The following is a 13,267-nucleotide window of genomic DNA, read 5'->3' on the forward strand; positions in this document are numbered from 1 at the left end:
TAATTGTGTAGATTTTCTTTTTTATTTGTTTAGTTTCTTTTAAGGCCGCTTATTTTAAAAGAAAGCGTGGTATGGTATACATATAGAACAATCTAAATTTATCGTTATATAATTTTAAATAATAAGTATGAATCATTTTCTATGCGTTTGTAAAATGATATAATTTCTAATAATTATGTTTTTTCTTTCGCATGACAATAAAATGCGTTAAACTTAGCATGAGCTAAATTTATACTATTGGAGGGTGACTCAAAATGGTTACTCGTAACAAAAAAATATTGATTATTACTGGTTCTTTTGGTAATGGACATTTACAGGTTACTCAAAGCGTAGTAAACCAATTCAATGAAATGAATCTAGACAATTTAACTGTCATTGAACATGATTTATTTTTAGAAGCTCACCCAATTTTGACTTCTATATGTAAAAAGTGGTATATCAATAGTTTTAAGTATTTCAGAAATATGTACAAATCTTTTTACTATAGTAAACCTGACCAAATAGACAAATGTTTCTATAAATATTATGGATTAAATAAATTAATTAATTTACTACTAAAAGAAAAACCAGATTTAATATTGTTGACCTTCCCTACGCCAGTAATGTCTGTTTTAACTGAACAATTTGATATGAATATCCCAATCGCCACAGTTATGACAGATTATAGATTACAAAAGAATTGGGTTACACCACATTCTCAAAGGTATTACTTGGCAACTGAGGAATTAAAAGATGAATTTGCTGAAATAGGGATCCCAAGACATCAATTAAAAGTTACTGGCATTCCAATATCTGATAAATTCGAACAAGATATTGACCAATCTTCATGGTTACGTCAAAATAATTTGAATCCAGATAAACCTACAATACTTATGTCCGCAGGCGCTTTTGGTGTTTCAAAGGGATTCGGTCAAATGATTAGTGATATTTTGACTAAAAGTCCACAATCACAAGTAGTCATGGTTTGTGGTAAAAATAAAGAGTTGAAACGCACATTATCTAGCCAATTTAAAAATTATGATAACGTACTTATCTTAGGTTATACAAAACAGATGAATGAATGGATGGCATCAAGTCAGTTGATGATTACAAAACCAGGTGGCATCACAATTTCTGAAGCACTAACCCGACAAATTCCAATGATTTTCTTAGATCCTGCACCTGGTCAGGAATTAGAAAACGCGCTTTATTTTGAAGAAAAAGGTTACGGCACTATCGCTTATTCACCTGATGAAGCTATTCAACAAGTAGCATCATTAACAAATCATCCAACTTCACTAGTAGAAATGTCTAAAGCAATGAGTGAATCGCGCATTCCATATTCAACATATAAGTTATGCAAAGATTTGTTAGATCTTCTAGACCATTCAACACGTTATGAAGAAGTTTATGGAAAGGTTCCTTTATATGCAAAGCTCTTCGTTAAATAATACTAATTACAATTCAAGTACAAATTTTATTATTATGTTGATTATTTTATTTTTAATGGAGTTTGCTAGAGGTATGTATGTGTTGAGTTATTTAGCATTACTTCCAACAGCAACTTCTATTGCGGTAGGTGTTACATCTATCGCTATTTCTATTCACTTTATTGCTGATGCAACAACTAATTTTGTCATAGGTTTTTTACTTAAACGCTTAGGTACAAAGCTTGTTTTGACACTTGGATTTTTATTAGCGTTTGGCAGTTTGTTTTTAGTCATTTGGTTTCCTACATCACCTGTAGTGCTAATCACAAGTGCAATATTACTAGGTATCGCAGTAAGTCCTATTTGGGTTATTATGCTTGCAAGTGTTGATGAAAATAACCGTGGTAAACAAATGGGGTATGTTTATTTCTCATGGTTATTAGGTTTATTAGTTGGAATGGTTGGAATGAACTTAATTTTTAAATTCCATCCAACTCGTTTTGCTTTTATGATGTCATTAGTCGTACTAATTGCATGGATTCTATACTATTTCGTTAAAATAAGACTAACTAATTATAATACAAAACCTGTAAAACAACAGTTAGGGCAAATTGTAAATGTGACTAAACGCCATTTAATTCTATTTCCAGGTATTTTATTACAAGGCGCTTCTATCACTGCTTTAGTACCGATATTACCTACATATGCAACAAAAGTCGTGGGCGTTTCAACAGTTGAATACACAATCGCAATTATCGTTGGTGGCATAGGTTGTGCCATTTCTATGTTGTTTTTATCTAAAATTATAGACAACAATGGTACATTATTTATGTACGGTATCATTTTTAGTGGATTTGTTTTATACACTTTAATGATATTTACGTTATCTATTATTACGGATATTAAATTAGTTTGGGGCTTAGCATTATTTATCGGTCTAATGTACGGCATCTTATTACCTGCATGGAATACTTTTATGGCAAGTCATATACACATGGATGAGCAAGAAGAAACATGGGGCGTGTTCAATAGTGTACAAGGTTTCGGCTCTATGATTGGTCCACTTGTAGGTGGTTTAATCACAGAATTCTCTAAATCTGTTAATAATACTTTTTATTTCTCAGCATTAGTATTTTTATTTTTAGCAATATTTTATGGTATTTATTTTGTTAAAAATAAACAACAACACACACATACTTAACTGTATTTAATAGTGTTCAATAAACAAAAGAGTCGCTATCAAGTTTTTAGATAAATTCTAAAATGATAGCGACTTTTTTTAAGTTTCAATATTATCATTGATTGAAATGATAACTTTATATAAAAATATTATGCAAAATTAAAATTCTCTAAGACTTTCCATTTTTCCGCACTTTCATCGTAATAAACTAAAGAAAGTTGCTCAATTGCCTCTTTATAGTCAATACCCGCTAAGTTCAATTGACCAAAAATGTCTTCGAACTCTTGACTAGTCAAACCTTGTGCAATTGTAAAATGTGGTACAAATGGATGTTCAGGACGACCATAAAAATCACCACTATTGAATTGATTAAATAATTTTTCTAAATTGTCTGTTTTGGCAACTTTAAAATAAATTACATTTGTAATTGGCGCAAAGTTTGAAGCCTTTGTCGCGTGTACTTCAATCGGTGGTATCCCCTCGATTCTTGATTTGATTGTCTCTTTGACAGCGTCAAGATCACCTTCGTTTATTTTAAAATGCTCTTTAATCGTAATGTGTGGCATTATCGTTGCATAATGAGCATCATAACGTTTACGATATGCATTTACTTCATCTTGAAACGCTTTTGACGGAATTAATGCTAATCCTAAAATCATTTAAATTCCTCCTTTGTTTAACATAACTACATTATATCAAATTTCACAAAAATTCGTTACTTTTAACTAAATTTCCTACAGATAATTAAAAAGAAATATTATCTGATAAAAAATATTTTAATAAATCTTCTAATAAATGCTTCCAAGATTTCCATCTATGACCACCATCAAACTCTGCATAATGATAACTAATATCACTATGTTCGATAATCGATTTAAGTTGGCGATTAGGTGTTAAAAAATCCGCTTGCTTACCTGTCGTTGGTAAAGCAAAGTTTATTTCTTCTAATCCAACAGTATGCCATATTGTCAATTGTTCTTGAAATTGACATCGTTCGATTAAAGTTTGTATCACTTCATCATGTTGAGGACTCAATAGTCCCACTTGACTAAAAATTCTCGGATAAGATAAGGCAGTAATCAAAGCTGCACTTCCAGCTAAACTGTCACCTAAAATAATTCTGCCATTTCCTACTTTATATGTTGGAAATTGAGCATCTATAAACGGTAAAATTTCATTCGCCATACATTTTACCGTTAAAGCCGTTTTTGCTCCTTGGGGATGAAATTCTGCTCTCCTTTTTTCAACATCTTCATAATGAAAACCTACAAATATTGCTCTTTCTACTTCATTTGCTTCCCATAATTTTTCATAAGTTCGATGTATTCTACCAAAGCTAAAAAAGTCTAAACCATCAAAACAAAAGACAACTTTGTATTTAAATAGTTCTGTAAAATCTTTAGGTAAATAAATAGAAAGTGTAATGTCTCTATCTAATATGTCACTAGAAAAATTAATTTTATTAATTCGCCCTGCTTGAAAATTGTCCATAAAATAATGCGCCCCCTCGTAGTCTTAATGACATTGTATCAAGAGACGCAATATTTTAAAATAACTCGCTTTTTATTTGTCTAAGTGACATATGATTTTTAGTCGTTAATATCTTCTTTTTTTAGACGTTCAGGATAATCTTTCAGCCAAAATACAGCATTAGGTACTTTATCAGGATCTGGTTTATAAATAGCTTTTTTACCCGATCCTAAACGTTTTTTCTGCAATTCATAATCTTTCAATGCGCTTATAGCTGGTTTGTGTAATAGCCAAATTGCTATGATATTAAGCCAGGCCATCATACCTACACCTAAATCTCCCATTAGCCATGCTATATCTGCCGTTTTCACTGCGCCATAAACGGTTGCCAAAATTAATACAATTCGCGTTATATTGATAAATATAAAGGAAGTCTTATAATTTGCGTTTCTTGTTAAGTATGCAATATTGGTTTCTGCAATATAGTAATAAGCCAATATAGTAGTAAAGGCAAAGAAAAACAAAGCAATTGCTATAAAATAAGATCCAAATCCAGAGAACGATGGGTCAAAATGATAACTTCCACCTTGTAATGCTTTGTCAATACCTGCTTGTGCGTACATTGCGGTTCCAGAATAATCTTTATCTCCATTTGACATTTCAACAAAGATGCCATTATTTTTAATTAAACTTGCTTTATCACTTGGTGTGTTGCCGCCATCCGTTACATTATATGTACCAGAAAGCAAGATGATTAATGCTGTTGCAGTACAAACAAATAAAGTATCAACGTATACAGAAAACGCTTGCACTAAACCTTGTTTTGCTGGGTGTGAAACCTCTGCTGCCGCAGCTGCATGAGGTCCTGTACCTTGTCCGGCCTCATTTGAATAAAGACCTCTTTTGACACCTATTTCAATCATTGCACCTACAATCCCACCAAAAGCAGCTTCCATACCAAATGCGGATTTGAAAATTAATGCAAATAATGAAGGAACTGCTTCAATATTGAGTATAATAATAATGACCGCCATTAAAATATAAAATACTGCCATAAATGGTACAACTGCAGTCGCTGCATTAGCAATCTATTTTATTCCACCAAAAATGATTAAGCCGATAATAATTGCTAAAAATATGGCTACAATCCATGGATTTAATTGAAATGCATTTTTCATAGAACTAGATATAGCATTTGATTGAACACCTGGTAATAACAATCCGACTGAAATCACAGTGACGATCGCAAAGATCAAGCCATATATTTTACCCAGTCTCCCCTTTATGCCATATTCAATATAAAATGCTGGTCCACCTCTATATTGTCCCTTTTCTTCACGTTTATATATCTGACCTAGTGTCGATTCTATAAACGCACTACTCGCTCCTAAAAATGCTGTTGCCCACATCCAAAAAACGGCTCCCGGGCCACCAATAAATATCGCTGTTGATACCCCTACAATATTACCAGTACCTACACGACCTGCTAACGATAATGCAATTGCTTGAAAACTTGAAATACCCGTTGGCGACTTTTCCCCTTGAAACATAAGTCGAATCATTTCTTTAAAGTGTCTCACTTGGAAAAATTTCATAAACAGTGAAAATAATATACCAGTGATTAACAAACCATAAACTAATGGTTTGCTCCATACTATGTCATAGAGCCAAGTTAAAAAACCTTCTATCATAACGTATCCCCCTTGTTATACCATTAAAGAAAATGATATTTTTTAATATTATACACATATGTTATGTTCCGCGCAATGTATTATATAAGTTATTATTTTCACAAATTATATATTTCGTTATGAATTTTTTATATAAATAGCATTAATGTATTTAATATTTATATTATCTTATAATGCACTACGTATTACTGATTTCACTTTGTTATTACTTTGAAATTGCAATCAATCTTCACATGCGCATTAAGTACAAAGTTTCACAAATTTATCTTTTGTTCTATCTTTTTTTAAGATATACTGAATTATAAATTAAAATAAAGTTTTATAGGAGGAACCGTTCTATGCTTAACAAAGTATGGTTTAGAACAGGTATCGCTTTATTAATCCTGTTTTTACTAATCAAACTGATTATGGAAGTACATAGTATTTTCACACCATTTATTATTATCCTTCAATCAGTATTGTTGCCATTATTATTAAGTGGCTTTTTATTTTATATTTGTTTGCCTTTTCAAAAAATACTTGAAAAGAATCATGTGCCACGTTGGGGGAGCATTACTATAATCTTTATAGGCTTAATTATTATTATTAGTATTGTTATTGGTGTGTTAGCTCCATTAATTGCAGAACAAATTGAAAACTTAATACACCAAATACCTGCATTACAACATGAAGTGCAGAACATCATCAATTTTGCACTAGATCAAATGGAAAGATTGCCAAATGATGTAACTGATAGAATTAATAAAATGGTACAATCTATTAGCGATAGTACTGCTGATATTCTGTCTAACTCATTAGGATACTTAACATCATTTATTTCAACCCTTTTCTTATTGATAATGGTTCCATTCTTTTTAATCTATATGTTAAAAGATCATGAGCGTTTCATCCCTTTTATTGCAAGATTGTTTAAAGGAGATAGAAAAGTTTTCACTGTAGAATTATTAAAAGATTTAAATGATACTGTTAAATCTTATATTCAAGGCCAAGTAACAGTAAGTATTATTCTTGGAATAATCTTATACATTGGTTATTCAATTGTAGGTCTTAACTACACACTATTGCTCGTTATGTTTGCTTGTGTTGCAAATATGATACCGTTCTTAGGTCCTTGGATGGCGTTTGCACCTGCTGCAGTCATTGCAATTATACAAAGTCCTTCAACATTTATATGGGTATGTATTATCACGCTCATTGCACAACAATTAGAAGGTAATGTAATCACACCTAACGTAATGGGTAAATCACTTAATATTCATCCTTTAACAATTATTGTGGTGATATTAGCCGCAGGTAACCTTGGTGGTTTCGGTTTAATTTTAGTAGCTGTTCCGTTATATGCTGTAATTAAAACAGTTGTCAGAAATGTCTTTCGATATAGACAAGCTATCATCGCTAAAGCAAATAGTGATGTCAAAGAATAAAATAACGTTATAAAACAAAAAGACTATTCGTTTCAATGACAGAAACGAATAGTCTTTTTTAATATATAAATCTTCAATTATGTTTTAAATCATAAATTATTTAACGATATGATAACCACTGTCTACATGGATGTTTTCACCTGTAACACCACTTGATAAATCACTCAATAAGTATGCTGCAGTTTTACCTACTTCTTCTTGGTCAACATTACGTTTTAATGGTGCACGTTCTTCAATTTCTTTCATGATTGTGTTAAAACCACCAACACCTTTAGCGCTCAGTGTACGAATTGGACCAGCTGAAATCGCATTGACACGGATATTATCTTCACCTAAATCTAATGCTAAATAACGTACATTTGCTTCTAAACTAGCTTTAGCTACGCCCATTACATTGTAGTTTTGTACAGCATATTCGCCACCTAAATAAGTTGTAGCAACGATACTACCACCTTCAGGCATAATTTTTTTTGCTTCTCTAGCAACAATTGTCAATGAATATGAACTAATATCTTGCGCCAGTAGGAAACCATCACGAGATGTATCTGAAAAACGCCCTCTTAAATCTTCCATATTAGCAAAAGCAATCGAATGATAAACACCGTCAATGTTACCTACTTCTTCTCCAATTTTTGCGAAACCATTGATAACATCTTCGTCTTTTTGTACATCTATTTGATACATTCTAATTGTTTGTTGATCTAATTGTTCTACAAGTTTTTCCATTTCTTTTTTACTACGCTCTTTACGATATGTAAAAACTAAATTTGCACCTAATTTGTCTAATACTTTTGCCACACCAAAACCGATACTACGTTTATTAGCAATACCCATTATGACGAATGTTTTATTTTCTAAATTTAACATGAAAATAACTCCTTTTTTAAATTTTCATTTTAAACTGGTTCGAGATGTTATAATCGTATTCCTATCACTTTGCTCTATGCCAATTCTAACAAACTTTATTTTAACATTGGTTTCATTGTTTAAACAATTCATATTATATTCTATACGCGAATTTATCATTTTTTATATGTTTTCAAGTTAAAATGTTTACCAATACTTCACTCAATAAATATTAACAACTCAAAACAGCTTTCATAAACTCATTTACTGCCTATTTCTACAACAGTCTGAGATATAAATCATATCCCAGACATTAAAGTTAATAATAAAACTCTAATTCACGTTTTAATTCATCAACATATTCTTTAGAACCCGTTACAATGACACGGTCTTTATAGCGTAATTGAGTATCACCATGAGGTACGATTGATTCATTATTTCGAATGATTCTCACAAATATAATATCACCATCAAACGGGAAATTACGTAATTGAATTTGATCATATTTATGATTTAACATTGCAATTTCATACAACGATGTTTCCACATTACTTAAAAGATTTAGCATATTTGGCGTTTCTATTAAACCTTTCAAGAGTATCTTATTACTCATAAAACCACTAAATACTTCAATACCTTCACTTTGTAGACCTTCATCACCAGTACTCGCCTCTAATCTACAAATAACTCGATTAACACCATGCCTTTTAGCCATTAACGCCACTTTTCTATTAATATCGTCATCATTTGTAGAACAAACAACGATATCTCTTTCAAATAAACCTAGTCGATCTAATAACGGTTCTTCGTAATCTGCAATTTCAATCATTGAAATCGCATCTGATAATTTACGTTTATCACTTAAATCATTTCTATAATAAAGTGAAACTTGATAAAGTTGTGATGTTAAATTCTGAGCAATTGGAATGGTTAATTGATTTTTTCCTATTAAACTCACTTCAATTTGTCTTGTAGCCTCATCTGGCATTGGGAACATCTTTTTAAATATGATAGGTACAAAGACACATGTTATGACTGCACTTAAAATTAAAATACCTGATATTTCCGATGATATTGTTCCAAGTTTTTCAGCAATTTTTGCAGAAGCAATGACCAATGATAAAGTAGAGGTCAACAGGAATGCTGAAGATATCGTCGTTTTCATATCAAACCATCGACGTACGTAAAACACTGGTATTAACTTGGATACTACAAATGCGAGTATTAAAAATGGAATAATAAGTAATAACGATGGTTCTTTTATTAACATTGGTATATTTAAATCTACACCAACCATGATAAAGAATATCGGTATAAAGAAACCATAACCAAAAGAATCTAATTTCTCCACCATATCCTCATCTGGGCCTAATAAAGAAACAATCACACCTGCTAGGAAAGCGCCTAGAATATTTTCTGCACCAACGCCTTCTGCTAAGGCAACCAGCATAATGATGAGTGCAAATACAGCACGTATACCTATCTGTGTGGTACCATCCATCAATTTCTGTAAAAATTGTGCTTTCTTAAATATGCCTCCTAGTAAATAAAAAACAAGCGCAAATACTACTAAACTACCTATTAACCAAAGTGATGCACCACCTGAAGCATGTAGTGTTCCATATGCAGTTAACAATATCATTGTTACTAGGTCAGCTAATACAGCTACTAATAATATGAATTGTCCGATTGTAGTACGCATAATATTCATTTCTTTTAGTGTTGGAACAACAACACCTAATGAAATAGTAGAAATGATAATAATCATTAATAAGACATCATCAATTAAGCCAAACCACTTAAATGCATAAGCAAATACAATTGAAATTATCATAATAAATAAAAATACAGTAAGTGCTAATTGCAGGTGACCTGGTTCTTTACTTTTATCCTTATCTTCAGACGATCCTTTATCTTTTTTAAATGCTTTAAAATCAATTTCTAAACCACTTAAAAACATTAAGAAGATAAAGCCTAATGTAGACAAAATATTTAACATAGCATCACGCTCTACTATGTTTAAAAAAGAGTGTCCTATGAGAATACCCATTAGTATTTCTGCTACAACAACAGGTAAGAATGTAATTCGTAATCTATTGATTAGTATCGGTGTAAGGAATGCTGCCATTACAACGACAACAAGTGATAAAAATTCCATGTAACCCCCTATAATAAGTAAGACATGAATGAAGTTGCTAATCCAAAGTAAATCAACATACTCACAATATCATTGATCGTAGTTATAAATGGACCACTTGCAACTGCAGGGTCAATATTTAATTTATTCATAACTAATGGAATCATTGATCCCACTAACGTACCTACTGTCATAGCAATCGTTAAACTGCTCGCTACGATCGTAGCTAAAATTGGCTGTCCGTAAAGAACCAGTATAATAATAAATAACAATATAGCACAAATCAAACCACTTAAAAAGCCGCTGCCCGCTTCTCTTAATGCGACTTTAAAATTACTTTGTTCATCAATTTCACCAGTTGAAATATTTCGTACTGATACGGCAAGTGATTGTGTGCCAGAGTTACCAGACATACCACTGATAATTGGAATAAACGCTGCCAACAACGATACCTGTGCTAATGTATCCTCAAATGAGCCAAGTATCGTCGCTGTAATCATTCCTAAAAACGTTAAAATGATTAGCCATGGCAAACGTTTCTTAGCAGTTTTAATGACCGAATCATTTGTTGCATCAACATCAGATACCCCGGCTAAACGAGAGTAGTCCTCGCTCGCTTCTTCATCCATAACATCTAAAATATCATCGATTGTTATAATACCTAATAAATGGTCTTGATAATCGACAACTGGCATAGCGATAAAATCATAATCACGCATTTTTTGCGCTACGTCTTCTTGGTCATCAGCAGCGTTAGCACTAATCACACGTTCACTCATTATGTTTTCTATATAAGCATCATTTTCTGCTACGATTAAATCTCTTAGTGATAAAACCCCAGCTAATTGTTTATGCTCATTTACAGCAAATATGACATAAATTGTCTCAGCATCTGGCGCTTGTTCTTTAACTTGCATTAATGCTTCTTTTACAGGCATTGTTGATTTTAAAGAAATATATTCCGTTGTCATGATACCACCGGCGGTATCTTCTTCGTAATGTAGTAATGCTTTAATTTCTTTTGCATCTTCACGGTTCATTAGTGTTAGCAAGCTAACAATTTTCTGCTTAGATAATTGATTCATAATGTCAACTGCATTATCATATGACATATTTTCTAATACTTTGCTAGCATATGTAGCATCCATAGTATCGAATAGCGCTTCATACTCTTCTTCATCAATTTCTAATTGTTCGAAGAAATCCGCTACTTCTTCAGGGGACAATACTTCAAACATTTTTTGTCTAATATCTTCATCGCTGTCTTCAAAGTATTCACTTTGTTCATATGTGTGCATCGCTAAGAATTCTTCTCTAAATTCATCTATATGATTTTCATGAAGTAGTTTATCTAACATTTCTTGGTCATATACTTGCTCATCTTCTAAAACGATTTGATCTTTTTCATTTGCCAAAAGTCCCACCTCCATAGTTACTCAAATTATATCATATTAAATATATTTTCTATTGCATCATATCTATCCTGTATTTCAATTTTTTTATCATAGATTGGATGCATAAAAGATATTTTAAAACATCGTAATAACTGATGTTTATAGCACGAGTGTCCGCCTCCATATAAATCATCACCTACAATAGGATGTCCTATATGCTGAAAATGAACACGGATTTGATGTGTTCGACCAGTTAATAAAGTAATTTCACATAAACTGTAATTACTGATATAGTCTAAACGCCTATATTTAGTTATTGCTTGTTTGCCATGTGGATTGACTTGTCTTGTAATAATACTAGCAGGATCTCTGGCAATAGGTGCATCTATAATTCCATGTGCTTTCATTTCACCAAAGCATACGCATAAATACGTTTTATCAATGTGTATGTTTGCCATAAGATGATGTAGAAAACCATGTTTTGCAACCACAACAATACCTGAAGTATTTCGATCAATCCTAGTGACAATATGTGGAACTATGTTTTGTCGTGATTGTTTAAAATAACCAAGAATTTGTTCAGCTAAACTAAAATGTTTGTGTTCCCTTGATGGTGCACAATTTTGATAAGCTTCTTTGGAAACAATTAATAAATATTCATCTTCATATAAAATATTTAAAGTTTTCTCAAATGGGATCAAATTGTGGCTTGCTGTTTCTTGAGCTAAATGTACCTCCACTTTATCGTCTTTCTGTAATTGTTTGCGCACAGTTTCTGTTTGTCCATTAACAATTAAAGCGCCATTATGCTTAATGGCGCTAATTGTATTTTTAGAATACCCTTGTTCCTGTAAAAAGGTTCTTAGCATTTGAGGGTTTCTAATTGTATAATTAAATTGCATTATTCGTCGTCTCCACTTGAAATAAAGGAATCATGTACCCTTTTCCAAAATGGAAAAGGTCTAAATCTAGCAAATCTAATTTTTTCATTTGCCACTCTAAATTGGATTGCATTAACATTCTTATGTTTTATACTAACATGGTCTATGGTTGTTAAAATCTTATCATGATTCACTGGTGTAATCAGACATGTGTGGTGTTTAGGCAATACCAATGGAGAACCAACCGTTCTGAACACTCTATTATTAATAGAAGCGATTTCTGCAATTTGCATTGCTTCCAAAGAAGGATGTATCAATGCGCCACCTAACGCCTTATTATAAGCAGTGGAACCTGATGGTGTTGAAACACACAGGCCATCTCCTCTAAAACGTTCGAATTGGTTTCCTCTTATATTCACATCTACAACAAGTGTAGAGCCATTTTCAGTTTTCATTGTCGCTTCATTTAATGCCAGGTATCTCGTCTCATATCCATTATCGTTATAACGTACAATGATTTCTAATAGTGGATATTCTATAACTTGGAATTCTGAATTATTAATTTCAATAATTAATTTTTCCACTTCATGGGGCAACCAATCTGCATAAAAACCTAAATGTCCTGTATGTATCCCTACAAATGCACACCGTGATAACATATGGCTATACTGATGGAAAGCCTGTAATAATGTACCATCTCCACCAACTGATATGACTATTTCAGGATTTTCCGTATCTTCAACCATTTCAAAATCTTTCATGTGATTAATCATCTTATGCTTTAAAGCGTTAGACTTTGAATCACCTTTAGATAAAATTGTATAGCGCATGATTA

At 32.0% G+C, this 13,267-nt stretch carries 10 protein-coding genes and 1 pseudogene; 3 read left to right on the forward strand and 8 right to left on the reverse strand.

All coding sequences use genetic code 11. The features are described 5' to 3' along the window. Positions 1-254: 254 nt before the first annotated feature. On the forward strand, positions 255-1,430 hold the full coding sequence (locus NST87_RS09030; protein ID WP_019469081.1) for a diglucosyl diacylglycerol synthase: 1,176 nt from the start codon (positions 255-257) through the stop codon (positions 1,428-1,430). Beyond that, complete coding sequence (ltaA, locus tag NST87_RS09035; protein ID WP_019469080.1) at positions 1,408-2,610, forward strand: lipoteichoic acid biosynthesis MFS flippase LtaA; 1,203 nt, start codon at positions 1,408-1,410, stop codon at positions 2,608-2,610. The genes NST87_RS09030 and ltaA overlap by 23 nt, the downstream gene beginning before the upstream one ends. Before the next feature lie 128 nt (positions 2,611-2,738). Here ltaA and NST87_RS09040 read toward each other — a convergent pair whose 3' ends face one another. The 3 genes and pseudogenes from NST87_RS09040 to NST87_RS09050 all read right to left on the reverse strand — a co-directional run bounded on the left by NST87_RS09040 (position 2,739) and on the right by NST87_RS09050 (position 5,750). Further along, a complete protein-coding gene (locus NST87_RS09040; protein ID WP_019469079.1) occupies positions 2,739-3,248 on the reverse strand; it encodes a YjcG family protein in 510 nt (169 codons plus the stop codon). Positions 3,249-3,333: 85 nt separating this feature from the next. Next, complete coding sequence (locus NST87_RS09045; RefSeq protein ID WP_019469078.1) at positions 3,334-4,080, reverse strand: esterase family protein; 747 nt, start codon at positions 4,078-4,080, stop codon at positions 3,334-3,336. 98 nt (positions 4,081-4,178) lie between these two features. Continuing rightward, positions 4,179-5,750 (reverse strand): annotated as a pseudogene (locus NST87_RS09050) (alanine/glycine:cation symporter family protein). Between the two features lie 338 nt (positions 5,751-6,088). Here NST87_RS09050 and cozEa point away from each other — a divergent pair. Then, entirely contained in the window at positions 6,089-7,174 is a 1,086-nt protein-coding gene (gene cozEa, locus NST87_RS09055; protein WP_019469076.1) for a lipoteichoic acid biosynthesis protein CozEa, read from the forward strand. Positions 7,175-7,270: 96 nt separating this feature from the next. Here cozEa and fabI read toward each other — a convergent pair whose 3' ends face one another. The 5 genes from fabI to NST87_RS09080 all read right to left on the reverse strand — a co-directional run bounded on the left by fabI (position 7,271) and on the right by NST87_RS09080 (position 13,262). Further along, complete coding sequence (fabI, locus tag NST87_RS09060) at positions 7,271-8,041, reverse strand: enoyl-ACP reductase FabI (protein WP_019469075.1); 771 nt, start codon at positions 8,039-8,041, stop codon at positions 7,271-7,273. Positions 8,042-8,339: 298 nt separating this feature from the next. Then, complete coding sequence (locus NST87_RS09065) at positions 8,340-10,178, reverse strand: monovalent cation:proton antiporter family protein (protein WP_019469074.1); 1,839 nt, start codon at positions 10,176-10,178, stop codon at positions 8,340-8,342. Between the two features lie 8 nt (positions 10,179-10,186). Continuing rightward, positions 10,187-11,515 carry a magnesium transporter gene (gene mgtE / locus NST87_RS09070; RefSeq protein WP_445684176.1) on the reverse strand — a complete coding sequence of 443 codons (1,329 nt, stop codon included), beginning with the start codon at positions 11,513-11,515 and terminating at the stop codon, positions 10,187-10,189. Positions 11,516-11,598: 83 nt separating this feature from the next. Beyond that, complete coding sequence (locus tag NST87_RS09075) at positions 11,599-12,453, reverse strand: RluA family pseudouridine synthase (protein ID WP_019469072.1); 855 nt, start codon at positions 12,451-12,453, stop codon at positions 11,599-11,601. Next, positions 12,453-13,262, reverse strand: a complete 810-nt coding sequence (locus tag NST87_RS09080) for an NAD kinase (protein WP_019469071.1) — start codon at positions 13,260-13,262, stop codon at positions 12,453-12,455. Before NST87_RS09080 ends, NST87_RS09075 begins: the two co-directional genes overlap by 1 nt. Positions 13,263-13,267: the final 5 nt, after the last annotated feature.

The sequence above is a fragment of the Staphylococcus sp. FSL W8-0271 genome (assembly GCF_038006605.1).
Lineage (GTDB): Bacteria > Bacillota > Bacilli > Staphylococcales > Staphylococcaceae > Staphylococcus > Staphylococcus cohnii.

Bases quoted from the DNA above. Each gene is read 5' to 3' on its own strand.
- ltaA (WP_019469080.1), top strand. From the start codon at position 1,408: ATGCAAAGCTCTTCGTTAAATAATACTAATTACAATTCAAGTACAAAT.
- NST87_RS09075 (WP_019469072.1), bottom strand. From the start codon at position 12,453: ATGCAATTTAATTATACAATTAGAAACCCTCAAATGCTAAGAACCTTT.
- NST87_RS09065 (WP_019469074.1), bottom strand. From the start codon at position 10,178: ATGGAATTTTTATCACTTGTTGTCGTTGTAATGGCAGCATTCCTTACA.
- NST87_RS09040 (WP_019469079.1), bottom strand. From the start codon at position 3,248: ATGATTTTAGGATTAGCATTAATTCCGTCAAAAGCGTTTCAAGATGAA.
- NST87_RS09045 (WP_019469078.1), bottom strand. From the start codon at position 4,080: ATGGACAATTTTCAAGCAGGGCGAATTAATAAAATTAATTTTTCTAGT.
- mgtE (WP_445684176.1), bottom strand. From the start codon at position 11,515: ATGTTAGATAAACTACTTCATGAAAATCATATAGATGAATTTAGAGAA.
- NST87_RS09080 (WP_019469071.1), bottom strand. From the start codon at position 13,262: ATGCGCTATACAATTTTATCTAAAGGTGATTCAAAGTCTAACGCTTTA.
- cozEa (WP_019469076.1), top strand. From the start codon at position 6,089: ATGCTTAACAAAGTATGGTTTAGAACAGGTATCGCTTTATTAATCCTG.
- fabI (WP_019469075.1), bottom strand. From the start codon at position 8,041: ATGTTAAATTTAGAAAATAAAACATTCGTCATAATGGGTATTGCTAAT.
- NST87_RS09030 (WP_019469081.1), top strand. From the start codon at position 255: ATGGTTACTCGTAACAAAAAAATATTGATTATTACTGGTTCTTTTGGT.